The following is a 26,185-nucleotide window of genomic DNA, read 5'->3' on the forward strand; positions in this document are numbered from 1 at the left end:
CTCCTGCTGAGGCTTTGTATTCTCCCTTGCCCCGGAGCGGCGCCGGGACACCCCGCCGGGGCGACCGTTTCGCGCCGTTCGCGACCCTGCCCATCACCATCACTTTGAGGTGTCATAAGGTTGGCTTATGAGGTCATAAAGGGGGGGCGGGTAGCCACTTAGGTTTACCTAAGCTTAGGGTGGCCGATGAGCCATTTCGTTGTCGGTCGAAGGGAAACAGTCATGCCCCGCCCCCTGCGGACAGCCATCGTGGGCGCAGGTCCCGCCGGGATCTACGCCGCGGACGCGCTGCTGAAGTCCGCGGCCGCCACCGACCCCGGTGTCTCGATCGATCTCTTCGAGAAGATGCCCGCGCCCTTCGGGCTGATCCGCTACGGCGTCGCTCCCGACCACCCGCGTATCAAGGGCATCGTCACCGCCCTGCACCAGGTGCTCGACAAGCCGCAGATCCGGCTCTTCGGCAACGTGGACTACCCCGGCGACATCAGCCTCGACGAGCTCCACGAGTTCTACGACGCGGTGATCTTCTCGACGGGCGCCGACGCCGACCGGGCCCTCGACATCCCCGGCATCGAGCTCGAAGGCTCGTACGGCGCCGCCGACTTCGTGTCCTGGTACGACGGCCACCCGGACGTGCCGCGCACCTGGCCGCTGCACGCGGACAAGGTCGCCGTGCTCGGCGTCGGCAACGTCGCCCTCGACGTGGCCCGCATCCTCGCCAAGACCGCCGACGAACTGCTGCCCACCGAGATCCCTGCCAACGTCTACGACGGCCTCAAGGCCAACCGGGCGCGCGAGGTCCACGTCTTCGGCCGCCGCGGCCCCGCCCAGGCCAAGTTCAGCCCCATGGAGCTGCGCGAGCTGGACCACTCCCCCACCATCGAGGTCATCGTCGACCCCGAGGACATCGACTACGACGAGGGCTCCATCGCCACCCGCCGCTCCAACAAGCAGGCGGACATGGTCGCCAAGACCCTGGAGAACTGGGCCATCCGCGACACCGGCGACCGCCCGCACAAACTGTTCCTGCACTTCTTCGAGTCGCCCACCGAAATCCTCGGCGAAGACGGCACCGTCGTCGGCCTGCGCACCGAGCGCACCCGTCTCGACGGCTCCGGCAACGTGGAGGGCACCGGCGAGTTCCACGACTGGGACATCCAGGGCGTCTACCGGGCTGTGGGCTACCTCTCCGACGAACTGCCCAAACTGCCCTGGGACATCGAGTCGGGCACCGTCCCCAATGAGGGCGGCCGCGTCGTCGAAGCCGGGCAGCCCCTCCCCTCGACGTATGTCACCGGCTGGATCCGCCGCGGCCCGGTCGGCCTCATCGGCCACACCAAGGGCGACGCCAACGAGACCGTCGCCAACCTCCTGGACGACCACACCCACGGCCGGCTGCGCACCCCCTCCGCCCCGGAGCCCGAGGCCGTCGACGCCTTCCTCGCCGAGCGCGGGGTGCGCTGGACGACGTGGGAGGGCTGGCACCGGCTGGACGCGGCCGAAAAGGCACTGGGCGAACCGCAGGGCCGCGAACGCGTCAAAATCGTCGAGCGCGAGGACATGCTCAAGGCCAGCGGCGCATAATCGCAAACCCTGAGGAGATGCGTCGGCCCCCGCCGGGAAAGGCGGGGGCCGACGCGTTCACCACACTCCCAGGCAGCTGTCAGCTCACCTGAAGGGTGATGTCGTCCACGACGTACGAGGTCTGCAGAGCCTGGTCCTCCACGCCGTTGAACTTCAGGGTGACGGTCTGTCCGGCGAACGACGAGAGGTCGTAGGACTTCTGCGTGTAGCCGGAGTTGGCGTCCAGGTTGGAGAAGGTGGCCAGGGTCTGGCCGCCCACCGAGACGGTGAAGACGTCATAGATGACGTTCTCGTTCTCGTCCGTGTCGATGTGCTGGAAGAACGAGAGCTGGTAGTGGGCGCAGCCGGACGGAATGCTCAGCGACTGGGAGGCGCTGTCCGTGCGGGGCGAGCCCCAGCCGTTCAGCCACGCCATGTAGGAGCCGCTGTGCGGCGCCTCGCCGGCCTGGTTGGTGATGACGCCCGAGGTGCTCGTCCACGGGCTGGAGCCGTTCTCGAACCCGCCGTTGACGACGAGCTGGCGCGGTGTGCAGGTGCCGCCGCCGACGGTCAGCGTGTAGGTGGTGCTGTGACTGACCGTGCCGGAGCCCGTGACCGTCAGGGTGTACGTGCCCGGCGTGGCGCTCGTACCGACCTGTACGGTCAGGGTCGAGGACTTGCCGGACTGCACGGACGTCGGGTCGAGGGTCGCGGTCACACCGCTGGGCGCGCCGGATACCGACAGGGCGACGGTCTGCGGGTCACCGCTGACGGTGGTGGTGTTCAGGGTGCTGGTGACGCTGCCGCCCGGGTTGGCGCTGCCGGAGGGCGGGTTGGTGGCGAGGGAGAAGTCCTGCGCCGGGGTGGTCCCGCCGACGGCCTGCTTCCAGATCGTGTACGCCACGCCGTCGGCGCTGCGGTCAAGGACCGTGGCGCTGATGTTGCTCGGGGTGTCGCAGGCGCTGTGGTAGCAGGAGTCGTAGGCGGCGTTGGCCGTGCCGCCCCACTTGGCCGCCTGTGCCGAGGTCTTGCGGTCGCTGGCGCCGGCCGCGTAACCGGAGGTGGCGATGCCGGCCGCCTGGAAGGACGCGTCGTCACTGCGGCCCTGGCCCTCGACGTTCTCCTCGGGGGCGAGGTTGAGCGAGGTCCAGTACGCCTTGAGCGGGGCTCCGGCGGTCGAGTTGACGTTGTTGATGAAGTAGCCGCCGTTGGGCGAGCCGACCATGTCGAAGTTGTAGTACGCCTTGATGGCCGCGCGGTCGGTGGTGCTCAGGCGGTTGACGTAGAACTTGGAGCCGTTGAGGCCCTGCTCCTCGTCGGTCCACCAGGCGAAGCGCACGTGCTTGGTCATGGTCGGGTTCTTCTGGGCCAGGACCAGCGCGTTCTCCAGGAGCGTCGAGGAGCCCGAGCCGTTGTCGTTGATGCCGGGTCCGGCCGACACGCTGTCGAGGTGAGCCCCGAACATCACGGTCTGGTCGGCGGGGCCGCCGGGCCAGTCGGCGATCAGGTTGTTCGACGGGTAGGTGCAGGTGGTGCAGTTCTGCTCGGCCACGGTGTATCCGGCGGCCTGCAGTTTGCCCTTGATGTAGGCCAGCGACTGGGTGTAACCACCGCTGCCCGCACGGCGGTTGCCGCCGTTCTGGCTGGCGATGGTGCCCAGCTGCGACAGGTGCGCCTGGATGTTGGCGACGTCGATGTTGGGCGGGTCGGTGCCGGGCGGGGTGCCCCCGACGTTGAGCGCGTAGTCGACGGTGTGGGAGAGCGTGGTGCCCTGACCCTTGATGGTGACGGTGGACGCGCCGGGCGCCGCGTTGCCGGTGGCGGAGAGCGTGAGCACCGAGGACTGGCCGGACTGCACGGTGGCCGGGTTGAAGGAGGCGGTCACGCCGGACGGCAGGCCGGAGGCCGTGAGCGCCACCGACTGGGCCGAGCCCGTGGTGGTGCTGGTGGCGACGGTGGTGGTGACCGATCCGCCCTGCTGGACGGTGCCGGACGCCGGGTTCAGGGCGAGCGAGAAGTCGTCCTGACCGCTGGGCTGACAGGTCGGGTCACCGCTCTGCGCGGGCACGCTGATGGCGTCCCAGGCGGCCTTGGTCCGGTTGAAGAGGTTGCACGTCGCATCGAGCGACTTGGCCGAACTCAGCGTCGCCGTACGGTACTTCTTGTACGACATGCTGCTGGTCTTGAGGAGCATGCCGCCGTAGAAGATCTTGCCCGCGTTCTGGACGCCGACACCGGTGACCGTGCTCTGGTTGCAGGTGGGGCTGTTGGGCTTGCCGCCGCCGGGGCTGCTGCCCTCGGCCAGCAGGTAGAACCAGTGGTTGAGGGGGCCTGCGGCCGCGTGCACCTCGGTGCCGGGTATCGCGGAGCTGTAGCAGGCCGGGTCGTTGTTGACGGCGGGCGGGTTGTACATGTTCCGGATCGGGCCCCGGCCCTGGAGATTGATCATCTCGCCGACCGTGTAGTCCGGGGTGTCGTACGGGGAGGGCTCGTTGGCGTACGCCTCGGTCAGCGCCCCGAAGATGTCGCCGGTGCCCTCACCGAGTCCGGCCTCCTGGCCGCTGGTGCCGCCGGGGGTGTTGCTGTCGATCGCGTGCCCGTACTCGTGGGCCACCACGTCGATTCCGGCGATCCACTCGTTGGCGCTGTTGTGGCCGATGGTGACCGAGCTGCCGTCCCAGTACGCGTTGAGGTCGCTCAGGCCGACCTTGCCGGGGAAGCTGCGGCCGCTGCCGTTGACGCCGTTGCGGCCGAGCCACTGGCCCAGCATGTCCCACTGCTTCTGCGCGGCGAACATCAGGTCCGCGCAACCGGTCTCCTTGCTGGTGGGGTTGCCCGTGCCCCAGGAGTCGGAGGCCTTGGTGAAGACGGAGCCCGTGCTGTAGTCGGCGCAGCTCAGGCCGGGCCGGTTCGGGTCGCGCAGCGAGTAGCTGCCGCCCGAGTCGGTGGTGTCGATGGTGAGCGGGCCGGGGCCGTTCCACTTGCTGCTGGCGGTGCCCGCCTCGACGTCGTCGTGGGTGGCGAGGACCTTTCCGGTCCGTGCGTCCACGAAGACGTGGAGCTTGCTGGGCGCGGTCCTGGTGCGTCCGGCGAGCACCGTCTCCCAGGCGAGCACGGGTTTGCCGTCCGCGAGCCGGACGACGAGCCGGCTGTCGACCACCTTGTCGACCTTCGCCAGCTTGGTGCGCGAGGTGGCCTCGGCCGTCTTCGCGGTGACCGACGGGGTGGTCGCCACGTCGACGCGTACGGCCGAGGCGGACTGCACGGCGCGTATGTCGCCGTCGCCGTCCGCGAGCACCACCGCGTCGCCGCCGACGACCGGCAGCCCACGGTAGCTCCGCTCGTAGGCGACGGAGTAGAGGTTCTTCACCCAGGGGGTGACCAGGCGCCGTTCGTACTGTTCCTGCGGGGAGTTGACCAAGGTGTCGAGCCCGCTGCGGACCGCCTGGTCGGCGGCGGCGACGGCGCGCGAGAGGGGGGTGGGCCGCTGGTCCGGCCCTGACTGCGAATGGGGTGCGGCCGATGCCGTACCGGCTAAGGCGCCGGTCAGGCTCGTGGTCAGTGCCAGCGCTGCCACGGCGGCCGTCAATCTGAAGGGGCGCAACGTCCACTCCGATCGTGGGGGGCCTGTTCTTCGCGCAGTATGGGCGTGGACATGGCAAGCGTGGTACATACCAGTTGGTCATACGGCGCGAGTTATGGTGCGGCGGGAGGCCGCTGCGTACGCTCGGAGGATGCAGCTGGAGTTGAGGCACTTACAGGCCGTCTGCCAGATTGCCGAAGCGGGCAGCCTTGGACGCGCCGCCCGCCGACTCGGGGTCTCCCAGCCCTCACTCTCCGCCCAACTGCGCCGCATCGAGCGGGTGACCGGCGGCGATCTGTTCATCCGCAGCCGCCACGGCACGGAGCCGACCGCGCTCGGCCGGTTCGTGCTGGCCAGGGCGCGCCGGGTGCTCAGCGAGATGGACGCGCTCGGCACCCGGGCGCGCACGGTCGCCACCGACGCCCCGATGCGGCTCGGCTGCATCCTGCTCGTCCTGGTCGACGGCCTGCTGGAGCAGACCGATCTCTCGCTCTCCGGGCAGGAGATCACCGTGGACCTGGAGCACTCGGTGACCGCGCTGACCCGGATGCTCGGCGCCGGACGCTACGACGCCATCGTGTACGGGGAGGTGAACGACCACGAAGTCCCGCTCCCCGAAGGGGTCCTGGCCAGAACGCTGATCCCGGAGGAACCATTTTCCATCCGGATGTCGGCCCGCCACCCGCTGGCCGGCCGGGAGCACATCGAGCTGGCCGACCTGGCCGACGAGGCGTGGATGACACTCGTGGAGGACGACGACGGCGGCCCGGAGGCCTTCCTCGAGGCGTGCGCGCGAGCCGGGTTCGTGCCCCGGCTGCGCCACCGGATCGCGGACCGCCAGATGCAGTACGCGCTGATCGCCGGGGGCCGCGCCGTCGCCCTGAGCCAGCCGACCGCGCCGCGGGCCGAGGGCACCGTGATGCGCCCCCTCGTCGGCGCCCCGCTTCACGGCCGCATCCGCCTGGCCTGGAACCGCTCGGCCGTCCCGGCCGGGCAGGCCGAGCTGCTCTACCGCGCGGCGGTCTGCGCGTATGTGTCCAACGTCGACAACAACGCGTTCCACCGGGCCTGGTGGGACACCCACCCGGAGCTGCATCCGCCGGGCGAACGGCAGGAGCTCCAGGCCTCCGACGCCTGAGCCTTCAGGGCGCGGAGTCCGTGACGGCTCGCACCGACGGCTTGTCGCACCGGGCACATGGGCAGAAAAGCACTGTGTTGAGCCCTCACCGGCGCACCCCGGGAGTCCCCGTGCCCCTCTCCGCACCCCCGCTCCACCCCGTCCGCGGCCCCCGGGGCCTGCCCCGGCCGCTCGGCAATATGTTCGCCTTCGGGAAGGATCCGCTGGGCTTCCTGACGCTGCTGCGCGACGAGTTCGGGGACGCGGTGACCTCGTCGCTGGGCCCGCTGACGTGGACCGTGCACCTGCTCTCCCGCTCCCCGGCTGCCCGCGCCCGGCTCGAAGCCGAACCGGACGATGTGCCGGCGGGGCGCCCGCCCACCATCGACGACTACGACCGGCTCGTGTGGACCCAGCAGATCGTCAAGGAGGCGCTGCGCCTGTATCCGCCGGTCTGGCTGGTCCCCGCGGTCGCCCGCCGCCCGGGAGCCACACTCGGCGGCGCGCGCGTTCCGGCCGGCACCCTCGTCCGGTGCAGCCAGTGGACCACGCACCGGCGACCCGCGCTGGTTCGCGCGCCCCGACGAGTTCCGCCCCGAGCGCTGGGGCGCCGACGCGCCGCAGGCGGTGCCGGACCACGCCCGGTACCCGTTCGGCGGTGGCCGCGGACCTGTCTCGGCGCCCGCTTCGCCAGGCCCGATCCGCCCTCGTACTGGCCACCCTCGCCCAGCGCTGCCGCCTCGACCTGCCGGCCACCGAGGTGGCGCCCCGCGCCGGACTGCTGCTGCAACCCGAGCTGCCGCTGGTGGCGACCGTACGCGGCCGCGCCGCGGTTCACTGAGCCAGCCAGGCGGCGACCGCGGCGGCTATCGGCTGGCCCGTGTCGAGTTCGACGAAGCCGAACTGCCCGCCCTGGTTGCACTCCAGGAACCACCAGACCCCGTCCGCGTCCTCGGCGAAGTCGAACGCCGCGTAGGCGAGCCCGGTGCGGCGGGTGTACGCGTACACCGACTCGGCGATGCGGTCGGGCACCCCGGTGGGCTCCCAGCGGTGACCGCTGTCGTCGTAGCGCCCGTCCACCTGCTGGAGGTCGGACACCTTCCGGGCGGCGAACAGCAGTGCACCCACACAGGTCAGCCGGATGTCCGCCTTCTTGGGGATGTAGCGCTGGAGCAGCACCGGGCCCGCCCGGACGCTGGAGAAGTCCGCGTCGGGTCCGATCAATGTGGTCGGCAGCGCCATCAGGGGCTCGTCCGGCGGCGGCCCGGCGGCGCTCTTCACCACCACGTCCCGGTACTCCTGCGCGAACTGCCGGGCCACGCGGGGAACCGTCGTGACGACCGTGGGCGGCACGGCGAACCCGCCGGCGTGGGCGACCCGCAGCTGCCACGGCTTGTGGCGGGCCTGTTCGGCGTCGCGCGGATGGTTCATCCAGCGCGCCGACGCCGAGTACAGCATGCCGAACAGCGCCTGCCGGACCTCCGCGGTGAGCCACTGGGAGGGCTCGGGCGCATGGGCGGCGGGCTGCCCCGGCCGGCGCACCCAGACCGAGCGCAGCCCGGACATGCTCACGAGGAACCCGTCGACCGACAGGTGCCCGGCGAAGTCCCCGTGGGCGTACTCGGCGGACAGCACCGCTCTGCCGGGCAGATCGGCGGGGTCGAGGCGCACCAGCGGGACACCCCGCTCGTGCAGCTCGGTCACCACCATGTCCGTGGTGACGTCACCTTCGCAGGTGAGGATGAGAACCGTCATCCGACTGCCGGGCCGTCAGTCGTCGAAATGGGTCTGGGAACCGGCGGTGGACGTGGTGGTGCCGGTCGCCCTGAGCACCGCGCGGTCGGCGACGGCGGGACGCCCGTCGGGCAGCACGTTCAGCTGCCGTGAGGCGTCGAAGTGGTAGGGGACGGCCACGGCCTCCGGTTCATGCGGCACCGTGTAGTGCAGAGTGAACGGCCTCATGGGGAACCTCCTGCAGAAACGTCACGCCGATCCTTGTGCACACCTGTACGTAGTGCCCCTGTAAGGCATTCATCACGTTCCGCCACATAGACGTGAAGGACGTCACACACCGGTAGTCACACACCGGGCAGTCGAGTGACGTCAGGTTTCGCCGACTCCCGTAACGGTGATCGCTGAGGACGTCAGATTTCACCCACTTCACAGGAGCACCCATGCGTTTGCGTACCACGATCTCTGCGAGCGTCCTCGCAGTCGGCATGGTCTTCGGCGGCGCGGCGACCGCGCTCGCCCACGACAACGACGATCACTGCCGCCAGCACAGCCACGGCCAGGACCACGGCCGTGACCACGGCCGCGAGCACGGGCGCGACTCCGACCGTGACAGGGACCGCGAGCACGGGCGCGACTCCGACCGTGACAACGACCGCGAGCACGGGCGCGACTCCGACCGTGACAACGACCGCGAGCACGGGCGCGGCTCCGGCCGTGACAACGACCGCGATGGCGACAACGGCGCCGAGGGCGGGAACAAGAGCAGCTGCCACACCGCCGAGGGCAGCAAGGCCAGCAAGGGCTCGTACTACGAGCACCACTGCGAGTCGGAGGACTGGTTCGACAAGGGCCGCCCCCAGCAGCACTGACCGGCCCGTTCGCGTGTGGCGCGGGAGCGGCGGGCTGCCCCCGCCCCGCGCCACGCGGTACGAGCCTCAGCGCGCGGGCGTACGGCGCCGGCGCAGGCTCGCCAGGAATGACCTCTGGGTGAGCAGGGTGAGGATGCCCGCAAGGACGATCCCGCCCAGGTTGGCGAGCAGCTGCTCGGTCGAGCCCCAGGTCTGGGCGTACTCCTTGTAGCTGAACGCCATGGCGGCGTTGGCCGCCGCCGGGACAGTGGTCACCGAGATGGCCACCCCGATCAGCGCCCCGGACTTGGCCGAGGTGAGCGAGAGGGTTCCGGCGACACCCGCCAGGAAGGCGACGACGAACGACATCCAGTCCGGCTTCCAGATGAAGGCGGTGTTGGGGCGGTCCGCCTCCAGCATGGCCTTGTCGAAGAGCCCCACCTGGTCAAGGAGCCAGCCGAACCCGGCCGTCAGCAGCATGGCCGCGGCGAAGCCCACCACCAGCGCCGTCAGCGACCGCCACGCAAGCCCGGGCGCGCGCTGGACGAGCGCCGTGGAGATCCCGGCCAGCGGCCCGAACTCGGGACCGACCGCCATCGCGCCCACGATCAGGATGGCGTTGTCGAGCATCACTCCGCACGCGGCGAGCATCGTGGCGATGGCCAGGAACGCCACATAGGTGACCGTGAGCGTCGACTCCTCGTGGGTCGCGTCCGCCAGCTGTTCCCACAGCACCGCGTCCACGCCCTCGCCCGGGGCCTCCGCCTCGGCCTTCTCGGCGCGCTTGGACAGCGACAGGTCGATGTTCTCGACGGCGATCGCCCCGGACCGGTCGAGGCCGAGGGAGCGCAGACTGCCGAGGAGTTCGTCCCCGGCCTCGCGGGCGACGTCGCACAGCACCAGATCGCCCGCGGGGTTGCGGGAGGCGCCCGGGACGACGGCCAGATGGGCGGTGCCCACCGTGGCCTCCAGGGTCCGCACCACCTCGTCGGTGAGGTCGGCGGGCACGTTCAGACGCAGATGCAGCAACAGCCCTACTCCAGGTATCGGTTCCCTCGGCGCCGGCCGGCACCGGCGCCCGGCCCCGTGACAGGGCCTCCACAGACGGCAAGGGTGGCACGCGCCGCGCACCCGCGTCACGCGCACCACCCGGGTGGCCCCTTTGGACAACGCTCCATGGACACACCCCTGATTCCCGTGCAGGATACGGAATTCCACGGATGGAGAGGTGCCGGGAGATGAATCGACGTCAACTGCTGGCAGCCAGTGCCGTGTTGGCGACTGCCGGCCCCTTGGCAGCACTGTCCCCGGCAAGCGCCGCCGACGGTCTCCCGTCCAGGTACGAGATCGTGTCCGCCTCGCGGAAGGTCGCCGACCACTGGCTGGCGGAGCTGTGCCGTTAGGACCGGTACGCCGTACCGGGACGGCGCTCGCGGTGGCTGTCGTGCTCGCCGTGGCGGCGGCCGGGTGTGACGACGCGAACGCGGACGACTCCGCGAAACCGTCCGCGTCTTCGGCGCCGAGCCTCACACAGGCCCTCAAGACCTATCGGGCCACGGCGGATCCGAGCTGCACCACGGCCGACGAGTGCCGCCGGGCGGCCACCCGCAAGCTCGCCGCCGCAGCGGCCCTGCGCGCGGCGATGGAGGCGAAGGACCCGGTGGGCCTCGCCGAGCCGATCCGGCTGGTGAAGCTGGCGCAGCAGCGGGCCGACACCTACGGCCGGGCGGCGGGGCTCGGCGTCCGGAGCAACTTCCTCACGGTCGACGAGCCGCTCCACGAGATGGAGATCTGGCTACGGACCCGCTCGCTGCTGCCGTGAGGCGGCGCGGGAACGCCGTCCGCTGAATCCGGCCACGGCCGAAAAGGCTCGATCGGCCGAGGAATATGCCGTACACATACCCCGTACCGGCACCCCGCCAAAGCCGCGCGACGGCACCGGTGGAGCGAACCTCATTTGTCCCGCCCATAAATGACAAGGAACCAGATATTCCGGGCGACGAGTTTCGATACGACTTAATGATGAGTAAGGTGTGCCTCGCTGTCAGTGAGCCTGCGTAGGGGTTACGTCCCTTGGCCGAATTCGCCATGGCCGGAATGCGCATGCGGGTGGCGTCGTCTTCGGGATGGAGAGGGGATCGTGACTGCGGGCTCGTTCGAGGGACAGTACGTGTGGCATCCAGCCGCCGACGATCGCGAGTTGGCGCAAGCATGCACGGACGTGCGGGCCGGTCGGTATCTGAGTGCGCACAACGTACTCAAGGACGCGCGCACGGACTTCGAGGTGCGGGCCCACCGCTCGCTGGTGCTCGCGTCCGAGGCCGCCGACTCCGACCTCGCCGAGCGGTGGCTCGCCGAGGAACCCAGTGCGGAGGCCGCGCTGTTGGCCGCGCGTGTCGCGATGGTACGAGCGCTACGCATGGCCGACGCCCAGGACGGCCGGGCCGGTGCGCTGGTGCGCATCGCGACCGCCGCCTGCGGACGGGCCGCGAAGCTGCTCCCGCAGGACCCCACCCCGTGGGTCGCCCAGCTCGCCCTCGCCCGCTTCGAACGCTCCCACGACCCGGCCCCCAAAGGCCTGTTGACCGCGCCGCCGGGACCCTGGCTGCTCTTCTCCCACGTCCTGCGGCTCGACCCCTGGAACCGTGAGGCCCACCACCGGTTCCTGGCCTTCTTCTTCACGCGCCACGGCGGCTCGGCGAGCGCCCGCTGGGACGTCGCCTCCTTCCTCAGCCACCGCGCACCGCTCAACTCGCCGCTGCGACTGCTCCCCCTGGTCGCGCTGGTCGAGGACTACGACTCGTCCGCGCTCCTCGCGGACAGCACCTGGCTGCAGCCCCAGTGGACGGCCACCGCGCTGGGCATCTACCAGAACTGGTTTCCCCACACGGCGAGTTACCGCTTCACGCCGGTGCTCGACCTGGCGTATCTTGCGCACGCGCTGTACATGGCCAAGCGCGAGTTCGAGGCCCGGGAAGTGCTCACGGCCATGGGGCCCTACGCCTCCCGTATGCCCTGGAGCGCGTTCGGCGACCCCGAGGAACGGCTGACCAGGGCCAGGCGGTCATGCGGACTTCAGACCCCCGGCCCGGCCTGATCCACCCCTGCGGCCGCACGCCCCCGCGGCACCCGTACGAGACTCGACGCGTCCTGTCCACCCCCACCAGGAAAGGCTGCCCCAGTGTCCGAGCGCACGTCCCCGCTCCGCTCGAAAGCCCCTCGCCGTGAAGCACCCGTCGCCCTCGACGACGACGCGACGCTGCACGCGATGGGCTACCCGCGGAAACTCACCCGCAGATTCCACGCGTTCGACAATTTCGCGATATCTTTTACGATCATCAACATCATCTCCGGTATATTTTCCGCCTTCGGATTCGGAATGGGCGCCGGCGGCCCGCGCATCCTCATCTTCGGCTGGATCGGTGTGTCGGTGATGGTGCTGTTCGTCGGCGCGGCGATGGGCGAGATCGCCTCCGCCTACCCGACCAGCGGCGCCCTGTACTTCTCCGCCGGCAAGCTCGCCAAGCGGCACCGCGGCGCTTGGTCCTGGTACACGGGGTGGCTGAACTTCGTCGGCCAGGTGGGCGGCACCGCCGCCACCAACTACGCGGCCGCGACCTTCATCCAGGCGTTCGTCTCGATGCAGTGGCCGTCGTACGACCCGACGCCCCAGCAGACCGTCGGCATCGCCGCGGTGATCCTGGTGGTGCAGGCGCTGGCCAACACGTACACGGTGCAGCTGGTGGCCGTGGTGAACCGGATTTCCGTGTGGTGGCTGCTGGTCGGCATGGTGGTGATCGTGGCCGCCCTGAGCTTCAAGCCCTCACATCACCAGTCCGCGTCGTTCGCCAACCACTTCGTCAACACCACCGGCTTCAGCAACGGGCTGTACGCGGCGATGCTGGGCCTGCTGGTGACCAGCTGGACGTTCACCGGCTTCGACGGCAGTTTCCACATGTCGGAGGAGACCGTGAAGGCCACGGTCAACACGCCCAAGGGCATCATGCGCGCGATCATCTACTCGGCGCTCGCCGGACTGGTCCTGATGCTCGCCCTGGTGTACGCGATCCGCGACTACGCGGGCGAGGCGAGCTCGGCGGCCCCGCCGGTGCAGATCCTCATCGACGCGCTCGGCATGGGCACCGCCAAGCTGCTCCTGCTGATCGTGATCGGCGCCATGCTGTTCTGCGGCCTCGCCAACATGACCAGCAACACCCGCCAGATCTTCGCCTTCTCGCGCGACGGGGCGATGCCGGGATCGCGCTGGTGGCACTCGGTTTCCCTGCGCACCCGCACCCCGGTCAAGGCCGTGTGGCTGGCCGCGGCCTGCTCGCTGGTGCTGATCATCCCCGGCTGGTGGTCGCACACCGCCTTCACCGCCATCGTCAGTGTCAACGTCGTCGGCCTCTACCTCGCCTACGGCGTCCCCATCTTCCTGCGGCTGCGCCTGGACGCCTTCGAGCCCGGCCCGTGGAACCTGGGCCGGTGGGGCAAGCCCGTGGCGGCGGTCGCCGTGGTCTGGATCGCGCTCAGCAGCGTGCTGTTCATGCTGCCGCAGACCTCGCCGATCACCACCACCTCGTTCAACTACGCCCCGATCGCGCTGGGTGCGGTGCTGTTCATCGCCACCGTGTGGTGGTTCGTCACCGCCCGCCACCGCTTCCAGGGCCCGGTCAGCTACGGCAGCCCCGACGAGGTGGCCGCGATGGACCTCATCTGACGCCCTGACGTCCCACGCCTGACCTTCCGGGCCGTCCCCCGCCTCTTCGGAGCGGGGGACGGCCCGTGTACGTGGGCGGGTACCCGGCGCCCGGCCGGATGGCGGACACCCTGCGCCGTGCGCAGTGGGGCCCCGGCGCGCCACCGCCGCGGATGAGGCACCTGCGGTCACGGCGGACACGACCGCCACCGTGCGCTCCCCGGGCGCCATTCCCCCGGTCGGCACTTCGCAGGATGATCCTGCCTTCAACGTCCTACCTGCCCGGTTCGTCCGCCTTCTGTCCCCCGCTCCGCGCTCCGGCCCGCTCACGCCGGGGGCGCACGAAAGGACTCCTCATGTCCGGAACGCGAATCACCTTCCTCGACGGCCAGGCCGGCCAGCCGCAGGCGCTGGAGCGCGTGATCGACCATGTGCGGCGGCAGTTGGACGGTTCCGTCGGTGACCGGCTGCGTGACGTCAAGCGCCCGCTCCTCGTCGGCATCGGTGCCTCGTACGCGGCTCTGGCGCTGCCGGTCGAGGTGCTGCGCGGCCACGGCGTGCCCGCCCAGCGGGTGCTCGCCAGCGAGATCGAGGAAGGGCTGGGCGGCTTCGACACGGATCTGCTCATCGGCGTGTCGCAGAGCGGCCGCAGCTCGGAGACGATCGCGGCGTTCCGGGCGGCGTGCGGCGTGCCGACCCTCGCGCTCCTCAACGTCACCCCCTCCCCGCTCGGCGCCCTCGCCGGACTCACCGTCGACCTCGGCAACGAGCCGGACTCCTGCGCCTCGACCGTCGGCTTCACCGGTACCGTCGTCGCCCTCGACCTGATCGCGGGGGTGATCGCGGGCCGCGACGGGGACGCCTGGGACGGCGTCCCCGAGCAGGCCGAGGCCGTACGGACGCGGGCGGCCCACGCCGTCGCCTCGCTGCGGACCCGTGCCGCGCGGTGCGTGGCCGCCGACTGCGTCGCCTCCGGCGCCTCCCGGGTCACCGCGGAGGAGGCGGCGCTGCTGCTGCGCGAGGTGCCCCGGATGCCGGCCGCCGCCTCGGTCACCCGCAACTACCTGCACGGCGAGATGGAGTCGGCGGGCAACACACTGCACCTCGTCTTCGGCTGCGGCCGCGAGGTCGCGCTCGCCCGCTCCCTGTCGGCCGCGGGCCATCTGACGCTGCTGGTGACCACCGCCCGGGTCAAGGCGTCCGAGAACCTCGCCGTCGTACGGCTGCCCGACAGCCCACCCAGCGCCCGGGTCGTCCTGGAGACGGTCGTGGCACAGGAGCTGGTGGCTGCGCTGAGCGACGAACGGAACGTACCCATCGAGTCGATCGTCTTCATCAACGACGACACCAAGGAGGGCGGTATCGTCCTCGCGGACTTCGAGCGCGCCTCGCCCGTCGCGGTCCTCTGACGGAATTTCCGCTTTCGGCGGCGGAGTGACGAAACGTCCCGCTACCCTCGGTGACGCGAGGCTCGCGTACGGCCAGCAGACCCGCGTCCGGCTCGGGGCGGCCACGGCCGTGGCCGCCCTCCTCGCGCTGACGGCCGCCCCGCCGTCGACGGCCGCCGCCCGCCCCGCCGATCCCGCCCGCCAAGTCCCCGCCTGGCACGGCTGTGTGCGCGACGCCCAGGACACCTCCGGCCAGGAGCTGGAGAAGGCGGGCCCCGGTGCGCCGAGGTGAAGGTCCCCCTCGACCACACCCGCCCCGGCGGCCCGGGCGTCACCGTCGCGGTCGCCCGCATCCGGGCAACCGACACCGCTCACTGGATCGGCGCACTCGTGGTGAACGAGGGCGGCCCGGCGACCCGGTGATCGACTACCTGCTGGAGCGCCGGGCCGCGATGGGCGAACTCGCTGCCCGGTACGACGCGGTGGGCGTCGACCCCCGCATCACCGGCCGGAACGCGCCCATCGACTGCCGCTGGCCGACCAGCGCGCACCTCCGCGCGGCAGGCAAGGACCGGGCGGGCTTCGCCCGTATGACGCCCTCCAGCGCGATCTGGCCGCCAAGTGCCGCCGCAACGCGGCCGGTCTGCTGCCGTACGCGTCGACCCGCAACGCCGCACGCGACCTCGACGTGGTGCGGACGGTGCTCGGCGAACGGCGGATCTCGTACGGTCAACGCCTATCTGGCCGACGGGCGGCTGCCGGCCGCCGACCACACGTGCCCGGCGGCGCGCGACGACATCCCGTCGACCAGGCCCGTGCGTCAGGTGCCGTAGACCTCCAACTCGTATATCCGGGCGGCCTGGTCGGCGGTCTGCGTGGGAGTGACGACCGAGAGCCGCACATAGCGGGCGGAGGCGGCGACCGGGTTGGTGGTCGAGTCGGCGCTGTTGCCGCGGACCTGTGCCACCGTGGTCCAGGTCGCCGCGTCGGCGGAGACGCTCAGATCGAAGTCCTTGGTGTCCAGACCGGCGCTCTCGCCGCCCGCGCCCGCGTGGCGCACGGTGATCGAGTTCAGCGGGTGGGAGGCGCCCAGGTCGACCTGGAGGTCCTTGGTGCCGGAGGCGAGCGAGCACCACTTGTCGCTGTTGCCGCCACTGACGCTTCCGTTGACCGCCTTGTCGGGGGTCTCCGACCCGTTGCACGACGCCGAGCCGGTCGCCGCCCGCCCGAGGGCGAGGTTGCCGCTCCCGCCGCCGTACACCTCCAGCTCGTAGATGCGGGCCGCGCTGCCCGAGGTGTTGGACGGGCTGGTGACCAGCAGCCGGACGTAGCGGGCCGTGCGGGCCGAGACCGGGTGGTAGGTCCGGCTGGAGCGCGACCCCGTGACGGTGGCGGCCGTGGTCCAGGAGGAGCCGTCGGTGCTGGTCTGGATCTGGAAGCCACCGGTGTTCCAGCCGGTGTTCTCACCGCCGAGACCGGCGTGCTCGACCACGAACGACGACACGTTCCTGGCGGATCCGAGATCGACCTGGAGCGAGGGGCTGCTCGCGGCCGAGCACCACTTGCTGTTGTTCTTCAACGAGCCGTCCACCGCCTTGTCGGGCGACTCGGCCGCCGCGCAGACGGCCGATCCGGTCGCCGTCGCGCCCTGGGCGAGGTCGGCGCCGAGCTCGGGCGCGGGCGGTACCGGAGTGGCGCCGTCCTGGAAGGAGGGCGGCACGTCGGACGCCCCGGTGCCCCAGGTGGCACTGGGGACCGCGCCCATGGTGTACGTGAGGGTGGCACCGGCCGCGAGGTCCGGATAGCGCAGGTAGTTGTGGCTGGTGGCGGTGCCGTTGACGCCGAGCCCCTGCACATAGGGGCCGGAGCCGGAGGTGTTGATGGTGATGTTCCCGGCGGCGCGCTGGATCAGGACGGACGGGAACTGCGGCCCGTGCAGCGCGAGCGTGTCCGCGCCGGGCGTGGCCGGATACATACCGAGCGCCGCCCACACGTACCAGGCGGAGGTGGCGCCGAGGTCGTCGTTGCCCGGCAGGCCGCCGGCGCCGGTGGTGAAGGACTCGGCCATCACCTTGCGCACCGCGTCCGAGGCTCCGGCCGGGTGGCGGGCATAGTTGTAGGCCCACGGCACACCGTGCTCGGGCTCGTTGCCGATGTAGTAGTACGGCCTGCTCTGACCGGCGTTGACCTCGGTGAAGTGGTGGTCGAGGCGCTGGACGGCGGTCTGCCGGCCGCCCATCGAGTTGATCAGGCCGGCGAAGTCGTGCGGGACCATCCAGGTGTACTGGGAGGCGTTGCCCTCGGTGAAGGTGGACTGGCTCGCCGGGTCGAGCGGCCAGGTCCAGGAGCCGTCGCTCTTGTGCTGCTGGACGTACGACGACTCCTGGCTGAAGGTGTTGCGCCACCACTGCGCGCGGCTCATGTGGGTGGTGTAGCTGGAGGTGTTGCCGAGCGCCTTGGCGAACTGGGCCACCGCGAAGTCGGACGCGGAGTATTCGAGCGAGTCGGAGGGGTCGTCGAGGTAGTGCAGGTTCGTGTACGTCGACTGGCGCCCGCGGATCGCGCTGCCCTGGGTGGTGCCGCCGTTGGACGCCTTCTCCATCAGGGCGAGCGCCGCGCTCGTGTCGAAGTCGCGCCCCCCGAACGCGTACAGGCCGGCGACGATGATCGGGCCCGGGTCGCCGGTCATCACGAAGTCCTCGTTGGTCTGCTGCGACCACTTGGGCAGCAGTCCGCCCTGCTGCCCGTCCAGGACCATCGACTTGGCGATGTCACTGGCCTCGGTGGGCGCGATCAGCCCTATCAGCGACGCCCAGGAGCGGTAGATGTCCCAGCCCGAGTAGTTCTGGTACACCGGCCGGGCCGAGTTGTGCACGGCGTTGTCGAAGCCCCGGTAGTCGCCGTTCACATCACTGGAGATGTTGGGGCTCTGCAGGACGTGGTAGAGCGAGGTGTAGAACTTCTGGCGCTCAGCGGTGCTGCCGCCGGAGACCTGGAGCCGGTTGAGCATCCGGTTCCAGGAGTCGTCGGCCGCCGTGCGTACCGCGCCGAAGTCCCAGCCGCCGTTCTCCGCCGCCACATTGGCCTGGGCGCCCGCGACGCTGACGTACGACAGGCCCACCTTGAACTGGACCGTGGTGCTGGCGGTGGTGTCGAAGGTGACGTAGGCGCCGGTGTTGGTGCCCGACGCGTTCGCCGAGCCGTCGGTGACAGCGGAGCCCGACCAGGTGCCGAAGCCGGTCGGGGTCCGGTCGAAGCGGATGTCGAAGTAGATCTGGTACGTCTTGGACGAGCCGCAGAATCCGCCGGCCGTCACGCTGCCGGTCAGCTCGTTGCCGTTGACGTGCACGGTTCCGGCGCGGCTGCCGGTGGCGCTGCGGCCCGTGTTGACCAGCAGGCGGGACGTGGCCGAGGCGGGGTAGGTCAGCTTGCCCATGCCGGTGCGGGTGGTGGCGGACAGCTCGACGTCGGTGGCGTAGCGGTCGAGGCGCGTCTTGTAGTAGCCGGGCCTGGCCACCTCGTTCGCCTTGGTGTAGCCGGACGCGTAGCCGGTCCAGTTGGAGCCCGGTGAGGTGCCGAGTGCGCCGGTGACCGGCAGCAGCGGCAGGTCCTCGTTGTTGGCGCAGCCCGCGCCGTCGAAGTGGGTGAGGCTGAAGTCCTCGACGGAGGCGTCCTTGTAGCGGTAGCCGGACGGGGAGGCGGTGGGGGTGTCGGGGCTGAACTGGACGCCGCCGAAGGGCACTACGGCGCCGGGGTAGGTGCTGCCCCCGGCGCCGCCCGGCACGGGGTTGGGGGCGTTGCTGTCGTCGGTGCCGATGAACGGGTCCACGTACTGGGTCAGCGGCAGCACCGCCGCGTGGGCCGGCGCCGCCGCGGCGAGGCCGACGAGGCCCGAGGCGGCCAGGGCGAGGGCGCTCAACGCCCCCGCGTACCGGGAGCGGAGCGGGGATCTGGAGGGGTGCACGGATCGGAGCACGAGGGGGGACCACCTTCTCGCGGAGGCCCGCTCGCCGTCCGGCGGGCTGCCTCGGGGACGGGGATGCTCGGAGTGCGGGTGAAGGGTGGGCGTGTGAACGTTACCAATCAACTCAGGATTGTTGAGGTGTCCCTGACGGCTCGTCAAGAGGCAGGGGCGTGAACAAGCCCCGGAACCAGCCGTTGAGGGTGGGAACGTTACCAAGCCGGGCCCGCACCGGAGCCCAGGCCGCACCAGCCGCACCAAGGTCCCCTCATCTGGCCTGACATGCGGCTCCGTCTGCAATCATCGACGCATCGCCGTGCCCGTCCCCGAAGAGGGATCCGCCGCTGAGGAGGCCCGTGAACCGCCCGACGATGAAGGACGTGGCCCGCGCCGCCGGGGTCAGCCCCATGACCGTGTCGCGCGCGGTGTCGGGCGAGCCCGGGGTCTCCCCCGGGACGGCCGCCCGAGTCGAGCAGGCCGTACGGCAGTTGGGCTACCAGCGCAACGACAACGCCCGCAACCTACGGCGAAAGAACCCCGGAACGTCCACGATCGGGCTCGTCGTGGACGATCTGGCCAACCCGTTCTACGCGCTCATGGCCCGCTCGGTGGAGGACGAGGCGCATCGCCGCGGCTGTCTCGTCCTCGTCGGCAGCACCAACGACGAGCCGCGCCGCGAACGCGAGGTCATAGCGGCCTTCACCGCCCGCCAGGTCGACGGCCTCCTGCTTGTCCCCACCATCGGCGGCCACGGCTTCCTCAAACAGCCGATGGAGGGCGGCACGCGCGTCGTCTGTGTGGACCGGCCCGCCAAGGGCCTGGCCGTCGACACCGTCACGGTCGACAACCGCGCGGGCGCGGAGCGGGCCGTCCGCCATCTGCTCGCCCAGGGCCACACCCGTATCGCCTACCTCGGCGACCGGTTCGGCATCTGGACCCAGCGCGAGCGCCACGCCGGCTACCTCGACGCGCTGGCCGCGCACGGCGTACCCGAGGACCCCGCGCTCGTACGGCACGACCTGCGCAGCCGGTCGGACGCGGCGGCGGCGCTGGCCGCGCTGCGGGCCCTGGCCCGGCCGCCCACCGCCCTGTTCACCACCAACGACGTGATCACCATGGGGGTGATGGGCGCGCTCGGGCACGCCGACCGCGTCGACGTCATCGGCTTCGACGACTTCCCGCTCGCCGACCGCCTCAGCCCGCCGCTCAGCGTGGTCAGCCAGGATCCGGTCGCGCTCGGCGCCACCGCGGCCCAGCTGCTGTTCTCCCGCATCGACGGCGACCGCTCGGCGCCCCGGTCGGTCGTGCTGCTCACCCGGCTGATCGTCCGCGGGCCGGGACAGCAGGGCTCCCGCCGCTCCGGGCCCGCATAGTCAGGGCGTGTCGCCCGCCCAGTCCCAGTGGTGCGGATCGCCGGGCCGCGGGCCGTACCAGGCGCGGCCGCCCGGGCCGTGGGAGCCGATCTCCGTGGCGAGCGCGGCGCCTTCGCGCAGCTGCCCGTCGGTCCAGCCGGTGACGTCGAGCAGCAGCCCGTCCAGCGGTCCCGCCACCAGCTCGCGGTAGACATGGCCCGGTCGCGGTCCGGGGTCCGGATCGTCGTGGTCGGCTCCATAGACACGGCGCCGTATCAGCTCGTCCATACCCGCCAGCGTGCCATCCACCACTGACAACGACGGGCGCGAGCGGGGTGCCCCGGGTCCACCACCCGTAGTGCGGCGGTGCGCCCGATCGCGAATCGTGGTGTCCCGATGGCATTCGGATCCGTCGGCCCGTGCGCCGGGCGCGGCGGCTCAGCGGCAGTCAGGGCGGCGTGCGATGGAGCTGGAAACCCGGGTCGACGGCCTCATGGACGGGCTCCGCGCAGATCTGGAACGGCTGGCGGCGCCTCCCTCCATCGCCTTCCCGGGCTTTCCGCCCGAACCCATCGAGCAGGCGCACGACCTGGTGGCTGAGCTGCTCCGTGACGTCGGAGTGCCCCACATCGAGCGGCTCGACCTGCCCGGCACCGCCCCGGTGGTGGCACGCACAAGGCCGTTCTCGTCGTGCTCGGCCTCGTCTTCGCCTTCATGATCTTCTCGGTGGTGCCGCGGTCGAGCGCGCTGACGGGCAAGGCCGACGCCACCCCGTACCCCTTCGAACTCGACTGGCCCTTCCCGCAGTTGGCGGCGCTCTTCCTGCGCGCGGCGGTGCTCGTCGGCCTGGCGGCCCGCCTCGGCGAGCAGAAGACCAGCTCGACGATCATCGAGGGCGCGGGCGACTTCATCTCCCCCGCGCTCGTCATCACGCCGGCCCGCGGCGTGACCGTGATCATGAACAACTCCAGGATCACGGACACGGTCCTGCACTCCATCGAGGGCGTCGTGAAGGGCACCTCTTCGGGCCTGTTCGCCGTCATCGTCTTCGTGGTGAACCTGCCGCCGGCCTTCCTGATCCCGTCCACCTCCGGGCACGCCACCCTCGCCATGCCGATCCTCGCCCCGCCGGCCGACTTCGCGGGCGTCTCGCGGGCGGTGGTCGTCACCGCCTGGCAGGCGGCGAGCGGCTGGATGAACCTGTGGGTGCCGACGGCGGCCGTGACGATCGGCGGCGTCGCCCTCGCCAAGGTCGGCTACGACAAGTACCTGCGCTTCGTCTGGTCCCTGCTCGCCATCCTGTCCGTACTGATCTGCGGATTCGTGGCGCCGGGGGCGGCGATGACGTGAGGCGCGAGGGTACGTGAGGGCTTCGGCCGGGCGGACGTGGCCTACGGCCTGCGGTGGGCCGGGTGGTCGCCCATCAGCGCGTCCGTCACCAGACGCACCCCGCGCGCGAGGCGGCCCAGCTGGTCCAGCTCCGTCGCGTACATCCGGATGGTGTTCTCGATGACCGCTTCCGCCACGCCCAGCGTGGGCAGCTCGGCCCGGCTGGTCTGCAGGGCCACCCGGACCGCGCGCAGCTCGTGCTGGAGCTGGAGCTGTGCGTGCCGGGCGAGGATGACGTGGTGGCGGGTGAGCGGTGAGTAGCCGGCGTAGCGGGCCGGCAGCAGGTCGCGCAGCCAGCGGGTGGCCGTGCGTTCCCAGTCCCGCGTCCCGGGTTCCTTGACCTGACAGGGCCAGTCCGGGCTGAGCGCGATGGTAGGGGCCGTGTGGGGCATTCTCGTCGCTTCCGAAGTTGTCGAACTCTGATCGAGAGGTGGAAGGGGGGCGGCCCCGGCCTAGGGGTTAGCCGAGGCCGCCCGTGGGCGTCCGCCCGGATCCGAAAGCCTCGATCGAACATCCGGCCTGACGCGAGGAGGGGGGCGTCACGTCGGCTGTTCGCTCTCAGAGGGCGTGGGGTCGCCTTCCTTGGCATCTGGGGGATCGGGGGATCGCCACCGCCTCAGTAAACATATATACCGTTGAGTAAACAAGGGTATGAAAAAATTCATGCACCCGAAAGGTGTGAAGATCCCGGGGAGCCCGGTGGGCGAATCGGTCCTACAGGAAGAAACCGTGCTGGTCGGCGGCCTGCTCGTACTCCTCGAGGCGCGCCTGCGTCCGCTCCGGATCGGCATCCGCCATCGCCTGGAGCAGGGCCGCGGCGAGCATGCTCGGTGCCGCGTACGAGTCGAACACCAGCCGTGATCCGGTGCCGGCGGTCAGCGCCACATCCGCCTCGTCGACCAGCGGCCCCAGGGTGGTGTCCGTGATCAGAGCGATGCGCAGCCCCGCGCTGCGGGCCGCCCGCAGCGCGGCCAGGGTCTCCTTGGCGTGCCGGGGCATGGCGAAGGCCAGTACCCAGGTGCCGCCCGCCGAGCGGGACTGGAGCAGCGCGTCGTAGGCGACGCTGCCGCCGCGCGTCACCAGCCGCACATCGGGGTGGATGCGCCGGGCCGCGTACGCGAAGTACTCCGCCAGGGACACGGAGATCCGCAGGCCGATGATGGTCAGCGGCACCGAGCCGGCCAGCTCGCGGCCGATCTCCAGCACCTGGTTGGTGTTGGCCACCAGCCTGCGCACGTTCTCCAAATTCTCGATCTCGGCGTCCACCGCCGCCTGCAGCTCGTTGTGCCGGATCTGCTCGCGGGTCTCCGGCGACCCCGCGACCGCGCTCAGGGCGATCGGCTGGAGCACGTCACGCAGGGCGGGATAGCCGCTGTAGCCGAGGGACACCGCGAAGCGGGTCACGGACGGCTGGCTCACCCCGGCCCGCTCCGCGAGCTCGGTGATCGAGAGGAACACGGCCTCGGTGAGGTGGTCGATCATGTACTGGGCGATGCGCCGCTGCCCCGGGGAGAGGCGGTGGCCGTCGAAGAGGGCGCGCACCCGGTCCGCCGCGGGGCGCTCGTGGTCCGACGCCTGCCCGCTCGGCGTGATCGCGGCCGCCTGGGCGCGCGCCTTCTGCCCCGATGACACCGGCGGGCCTCCTTCTCATGCCATGTGTGTTCAAAACATAGCTCACCGCCGTGACGGGCCGGCGCCCGTTCCGCCGGTGGGGGCGGGCGCGCATTCGAGACACCGGTGGCTTCTTGTGCTGGACGTGACAAGCCGGAAGGTGTTCCCCGTGCCGCGCTCGCGCGGGGGATGCGGCCGGGGGGCCGCACGCGCGTCGGTCAACGCACGGACCATGCGGCCGGTTGGTGGAGCAGGGGCGACACATGACCAGAGCAGGACGTCCGCAAGGTGGGCCGAAGGGCAGAGCGGAAGCCGCCGACGAACTCGCGGGCTTTCTGCGTGAGGTGACCCGCGGCCAGACGGTGCGGGAGCTCGCGCAGCGGTACGGCGGCGGCAAGACGGCGTGGAGCGAATACCGCTCCGGAGCACGGGTCATCGCGCTCGGGCGCCTCAACACCGTACTCAAGGACCAGGTCCGGGACCCCCTGCGCCGAGAAGGGCTGCTCGCCGAGGCCCGGCGGCTGCACGACCGGGCGCTCACTGCCGAGGTGGCGGGCAGGCCCGCGCCGGGCGTGGAGGAGGCACTGCGTCAGGCACGCACGGACCTCGCCGGATCGGGCCGTCTGGTGGAGAGCCTGCCGGCGATGGTGACGCTGCTCCGGGACCGCGCGGACGACGGCGGGGCCGGGTACGCGAGCTCCGCCGCCGGGGTGCCTTCCCCGGCGGCCGGGCAGCCGGACGCCTCCTCCAGGCTCGCGGAAGCGCGATCTGGGGACGCGGCGTCCGAGGAAGCGGAATCCGCAGTGGCCGAGCAGGTGCGGCTGCGACCGGACCAGGCCGTCGACCAGTTGGTGGCCGCCCGGTCCGTGGAGGCGGCGGCACGAGGGGCCGTCGCGGACGCCGAGGCCCAACGGGACGCGAGTGCCCGGCGGGGGGGGCGAAATCCGGTCGGCTGCAGCGGAGTTGACGCAGGGCGGCCCCGTGCCGGTGGCGGGCGCGCTGCGCCGGGGCGCCCCTGCGCCGAAGGCCGACCGTTCGGCGGAAGATGTCCGCACACCGAAGGCCGGGCCTTGGCCGGAGGCCGCCCGCACACCGAAGGCCGGGCCTTGGCCGGAGGCCGCCCGCACACCGAAGGCCGGGCCTTGGCCGGAGGCCGCCCGCACACCGAAGGCCGGGCCTTGGCCGGAGGCCGCCCGCACACCGAAGGCCGGGCCTTGGCCGGAGGCCGCCCGCACACCGGAGGCCGGGCCTTGGCCGGAGGCCGCCCGCACACCGGAGGCCGGGTCTCCGCCACCGGACGCCGGAGACTTGACGCAGGCCCGGCTCTCGCCGGAGACCGACTCCCTGCCCCACCCCTGTGCCGCGCCGGAAACCAGTACCCCGCCCCGTGCCGCAGCGGCCGCGCCCGGCCCACCGGCCGACACGGGCGCCCACGGCCGCCTCCCGTCCGTCCCCCTCGCGGACGCCACGCCCGCCTTCGAGCTGGTGCGCATCGGGCACGCGCTGGAGCAACAGCGTGCCGACGCCCGGTGGTTGGGGAAGCGGATACGGCGGATTCCGTCCCGCTCGCTCCAGGCCGTGTCCTCGCACCCGTACGCCGTCGGCGGGCGGCGCGGGCCTCTTCGCGACGAGCCCGGACACGGGCGCCCTGTTCCGGTACTCCCGTTACGGCGACACCTGGGTCGACGCGGGCGGCCCCGACTACGTGGCCCGCCACTCCCCGACGACAAGGAGATCTGGCAGGCCAACGGCAGGGGCAGCGGCTGGCGGCGGATCGGCGGCCCGGCCCACAAGCTGCACGCAGGTGGCGCCGGGCTGTTCGCCGACGACGCGGCCACCGGGCGGATCCTCCAGTACGACGGGGTTCCGGGCTCGTGGACCGCGATCGGGGAGGCGGGCGTCGCCCTTGCCGTCGGCGGCAACCCGCTCTACCGCACAGCCCCCGACGTGCCGGCCGTCTCCCGGTGGGCCGGCCGCCGCTCCGAGTGGGTCCCGCTGGGCACCACGGCGAGCGCGATCGCGGCCACGGACCGACCGCCGTGCTCGACCGCCCTCCCGCACCGCCTAAAATCGTGCCGCCGGCGGGACGCGCCGGCGGCCAGGAGGGACAGCGCGCGGTGAACAGCGACAGTGACGTACCGATCTACGCCCAGCTCATACGGGAACGGGGTGACGTCCCTGGCGACGTCCGCCGGGAGGCCGAACAGATCCAGGCGAACCTGGAGCGGGTGATCATGCCGTTCCGTCCGGGCCTGCCGACGCCTGGTTTCTTCCGCTGACGAAGTGGGCGGCGATCTCATCGCTCGTCGTCACCCGCACCCCGGGGTGGTTCACCGCGTACTCCAGGGCCTGGCCCAGGTACTTGAGGCGGAACAGCAGGCCGATGACGAACGGGTGCAGGGCCATCACCCGGCCGCTGTCCGCCGCGTCGTAGTGGGAGCTGGTCCAGCTGGCCCTTGACTGCCCGCCCCACCTGCGGGTCTGCTGCTCCGGTGAGCAATCTTCGTATCCAGGTGCCGGACAGCGACGCCACACTGCGGGACTGGCGGCATGTGCACAACGTGATCATCCCCACCGCTCCCCTGTCGCTCGACGAGGTGCGCGAGCGCGTCCACCGGAACCGTCTGGAAGTCGCTTATCTGGAGGACGTCCTGGTGGGGTGCACGACGGTGCGTCCGCCCAAGGACGGCTCCGGCACGGCGACGGTGATCGCGCGCGTGCTCGCCGAACACCGTGGACAGGGGTTCGGCGAGCAGCTCTACACCCGCGGCCTCGACCACGCGCGGGCGCTCGGCGCCGACGTGGTCGAGACGGTGGTCCTCGCCTCCAACGTGGAGGGGTTGCGGTTCGCGCGGAACCACGGGTTCGTCGAATTCGAGCGGTATGTACTGCCCGGTGACAGCACACCGTGGATCGAGCTGCGACTGGCCCGTTGAGGGG

At 71.3% G+C, this 26,185-nt stretch carries 24 protein-coding genes and 2 pseudogenes; 17 read left to right on the forward strand and 9 right to left on the reverse strand.

Annotated elements, in window-relative coordinates; translation table 11 throughout:
• The first annotated feature begins 222 nt into the window (after positions 1-222).
• On the forward strand, positions 223-1,584 hold the full coding sequence (locus tag ACZ499_RS26825; protein WP_468678636.1) for an FAD-dependent oxidoreductase: 1,362 nt from the start codon (positions 223-225) through the stop codon (positions 1,582-1,584).
• Between the two features lie 79 nt (positions 1,585-1,663).
• Here ACZ499_RS26825 and ACZ499_RS26830 read toward each other — a convergent pair whose 3' ends face one another.
• Positions 1,664-5,152, reverse strand: a complete 3,489-nt coding sequence (locus ACZ499_RS26830; protein WP_468678793.1) for a M28 family peptidase — start codon at positions 5,150-5,152, stop codon at positions 1,664-1,666.
• A 145-nt stretch (positions 5,153-5,297) separates the two neighbouring features.
• On the opposite strand from ACZ499_RS26830, the gene ACZ499_RS26835 reads away from it, so the two are divergent.
• The 3 genes and pseudogenes from ACZ499_RS26835 to ACZ499_RS26845 all read left to right on the forward strand — a co-directional run bounded on the left by ACZ499_RS26835 (position 5,298) and on the right by ACZ499_RS26845 (position 7,104).
• Positions 5,298-6,284: a LysR family transcriptional regulator gene (locus ACZ499_RS26835; RefSeq protein ID WP_468678638.1), complete on the forward strand. Its 987-nt coding sequence runs from the start codon at positions 5,298-5,300 to the stop codon at positions 6,282-6,284.
• Between the two features lie 179 nt (positions 6,285-6,463).
• A pseudogene (locus tag ACZ499_RS26840) lies at positions 6,464-6,898 on the forward strand (cytochrome P450); the annotation flags it as partial.
• Between the two features lie 23 nt (positions 6,899-6,921).
• Positions 6,922-7,104, forward strand: a complete 183-nt coding sequence (locus ACZ499_RS26845; RefSeq protein ID WP_468678639.1) for a hypothetical protein — start codon at positions 6,922-6,924, stop codon at positions 7,102-7,104.
• Here ACZ499_RS26845 and tgmB read toward each other — a convergent pair.
• Positions 7,098-8,018, reverse strand: coding sequence for an ATP-grasp ribosomal peptide maturase (gene tgmB, locus ACZ499_RS26850; RefSeq protein ID WP_468678641.1), 921 nt, complete (start codon positions 8,016-8,018; stop codon positions 7,098-7,100). The genes ACZ499_RS26845 and tgmB overlap by 7 nt on opposite strands.
• A 15-nt stretch (positions 8,019-8,033) precedes the next feature.
• A complete protein-coding gene (gene tgmA / locus ACZ499_RS26855; protein WP_371656159.1) occupies positions 8,034-8,225 on the reverse strand; it encodes a putative ATP-grasp-modified RiPP in 192 nt (63 codons plus the stop codon).
• Between the two features lie 212 nt (positions 8,226-8,437).
• Between tgmA and ACZ499_RS26860 the strand changes: the two genes are divergently transcribed.
• Positions 8,438-8,866: a hypothetical protein gene (locus ACZ499_RS26860; RefSeq protein WP_468678643.1), complete on the forward strand. Its 429-nt coding sequence runs from the start codon at positions 8,438-8,440 to the stop codon at positions 8,864-8,866.
• A 66-nt stretch (positions 8,867-8,932) separates the two neighbouring features.
• Here the strand turns inward: ACZ499_RS26860 and ACZ499_RS26865 are convergent, their stop codons facing one another.
• The gene (locus ACZ499_RS26865; RefSeq protein WP_468678645.1) at positions 8,933-9,874 is read right to left on the reverse strand and encodes a DUF389 domain-containing protein; all 942 of its coding nucleotides are present in this window, start codon (positions 9,872-9,874) and stop codon (positions 8,933-8,935) included.
• Positions 9,875-10,238: 364 nt separating this feature from the next.
• Between ACZ499_RS26865 and ACZ499_RS26870 the strand changes: the two genes are divergently transcribed.
• From ACZ499_RS26870 to ACZ499_RS26900, 7 genes are all read left to right on the forward strand, one after another.
• Positions 10,239-10,667 carry a hypothetical protein gene (locus ACZ499_RS26870; protein ID WP_468678647.1) on the forward strand — a complete coding sequence of 143 codons (429 nt, stop codon included), beginning with the start codon at positions 10,239-10,241 and terminating at the stop codon, positions 10,665-10,667.
• A 318-nt stretch (positions 10,668-10,985) separates the two neighbouring features.
• Entirely contained in the window at positions 10,986-11,942 is a 957-nt protein-coding gene (locus tag ACZ499_RS26875; RefSeq protein ID WP_468402308.1) for a hypothetical protein, read from the forward strand.
• A gap of 171 nt (positions 11,943-12,113) precedes the next feature.
• Entirely contained in the window at positions 12,114-13,565 is a 1,452-nt protein-coding gene (locus ACZ499_RS26880; protein ID WP_468678795.1) for an amino acid permease, read from the forward strand.
• 335 nt (positions 13,566-13,900) lie between these two features.
• Positions 13,901-14,953: an SIS domain-containing protein gene (locus ACZ499_RS26885; protein ID WP_468678649.1), complete on the forward strand. Its 1,053-nt coding sequence runs from the start codon at positions 13,901-13,903 to the stop codon at positions 14,951-14,953.
• 25 nt (positions 14,954-14,978) lie between these two features.
• Positions 14,979-15,224 carry a hypothetical protein gene (locus tag ACZ499_RS26890; protein WP_468678651.1) on the forward strand — a complete coding sequence of 82 codons (246 nt, stop codon included), beginning with the start codon at positions 14,979-14,981 and terminating at the stop codon, positions 15,222-15,224.
• Entirely contained in the window at positions 15,221-15,355 is a 135-nt protein-coding gene (locus ACZ499_RS26895) for a hypothetical protein (protein WP_468678653.1), read from the forward strand. The genes ACZ499_RS26890 and ACZ499_RS26895 overlap by 4 nt, the downstream gene beginning before the upstream one ends.
• Positions 15,352-15,765, forward strand: a complete 414-nt coding sequence (locus ACZ499_RS26900; protein ID WP_468678655.1) for a hypothetical protein — start codon at positions 15,352-15,354, stop codon at positions 15,763-15,765. The genes ACZ499_RS26895 and ACZ499_RS26900 overlap by 4 nt, the downstream gene beginning before the upstream one ends.
• On the opposite strand, the gene ACZ499_RS26905 is transcribed toward ACZ499_RS26900, so the two are convergent.
• Positions 15,753-18,851, reverse strand: a complete 3,099-nt coding sequence (locus ACZ499_RS26905) for a GH92 family glycosyl hydrolase (protein WP_468678657.1) — start codon at positions 18,849-18,851, stop codon at positions 15,753-15,755. The two genes, ACZ499_RS26900 and ACZ499_RS26905, sit on opposite strands and share 13 nt — an antisense overlap.
• Before the next feature lie 398 nt (positions 18,852-19,249).
• Here ACZ499_RS26905 and ACZ499_RS26910 point away from each other — a divergent pair, with 398 nt between their 5' ends.
• Positions 19,250-20,266: a LacI family DNA-binding transcriptional regulator gene (locus ACZ499_RS26910; RefSeq protein ID WP_468678658.1), complete on the forward strand. Its 1,017-nt coding sequence runs from the start codon at positions 19,250-19,252 to the stop codon at positions 20,264-20,266.
• Here the strand turns inward: ACZ499_RS26910 and ACZ499_RS26915 are convergent, their stop codons facing one another.
• A complete protein-coding gene (locus tag ACZ499_RS26915; protein WP_468402313.1) occupies positions 20,267-20,533 on the reverse strand; it encodes a hypothetical protein in 267 nt (88 codons plus the stop codon).
• Between the two features lie 175 nt (positions 20,534-20,708).
• On the opposite strand from ACZ499_RS26915, the gene ACZ499_RS26920 reads away from it, so the two are divergent.
• Positions 20,709-20,963 carry a hypothetical protein gene (locus ACZ499_RS26920; RefSeq protein ID WP_468678659.1) on the forward strand — a complete coding sequence of 85 codons (255 nt, stop codon included), beginning with the start codon at positions 20,709-20,711 and terminating at the stop codon, positions 20,961-20,963.
• A pseudogene (locus ACZ499_RS26925) lies at positions 20,912-21,595 on the forward strand (YfcC family protein); the annotation flags it as partial. The gene ACZ499_RS26920 and the pseudogene ACZ499_RS26925, both read left to right, overlap by 52 nt.
• A 41-nt stretch (positions 21,596-21,636) precedes the next feature.
• On the opposite strand, the gene ACZ499_RS26930 reads toward ACZ499_RS26925, so the two are convergent.
• Both ACZ499_RS26930 and ACZ499_RS26935 read right to left on the reverse strand, forming a co-directional pair.
• Positions 21,637-22,026 carry a hypothetical protein gene (locus ACZ499_RS26930; protein ID WP_468678661.1) on the reverse strand — a complete coding sequence of 130 codons (390 nt, stop codon included), beginning with the start codon at positions 22,024-22,026 and terminating at the stop codon, positions 21,637-21,639.
• A gap of 322 nt (positions 22,027-22,348) precedes the next feature.
• Entirely contained in the window at positions 22,349-23,266 is a 918-nt protein-coding gene (locus ACZ499_RS26935; RefSeq protein WP_468678663.1) for a MurR/RpiR family transcriptional regulator, read from the reverse strand.
• A gap of 960 nt (positions 23,267-24,226) precedes the next feature.
• On the opposite strand from ACZ499_RS26935, the gene ACZ499_RS26940 reads away from it, so the two are divergent.
• Complete coding sequence (locus ACZ499_RS26940) at positions 24,227-25,366, forward strand: hypothetical protein (protein ID WP_468678664.1); 1,140 nt, start codon at positions 24,227-24,229, stop codon at positions 25,364-25,366.
• 111 nt (positions 25,367-25,477) lie between these two features.
• On the opposite strand, the gene ACZ499_RS26945 is transcribed toward ACZ499_RS26940, so the two are convergent.
• Positions 25,478-25,651, reverse strand: coding sequence for a hypothetical protein (locus tag ACZ499_RS26945; RefSeq protein ID WP_468678668.1), 174 nt, complete (start codon positions 25,649-25,651; stop codon positions 25,478-25,480).
• A gap of 86 nt (positions 25,652-25,737) precedes the next feature.
• On the opposite strand from ACZ499_RS26945, the gene ACZ499_RS26950 reads away from it, so the two are divergent.
• Positions 25,738-26,181, forward strand: a complete 444-nt coding sequence (locus tag ACZ499_RS26950) for a GNAT family N-acetyltransferase (protein WP_468678669.1) — start codon at positions 25,738-25,740, stop codon at positions 26,179-26,181.
• The last annotated feature ends 4 nt before the right edge of the window (positions 26,182-26,185 follow it).

The organism is Streptomyces sp. NPDC031265 (assembly GCF_055570295.1).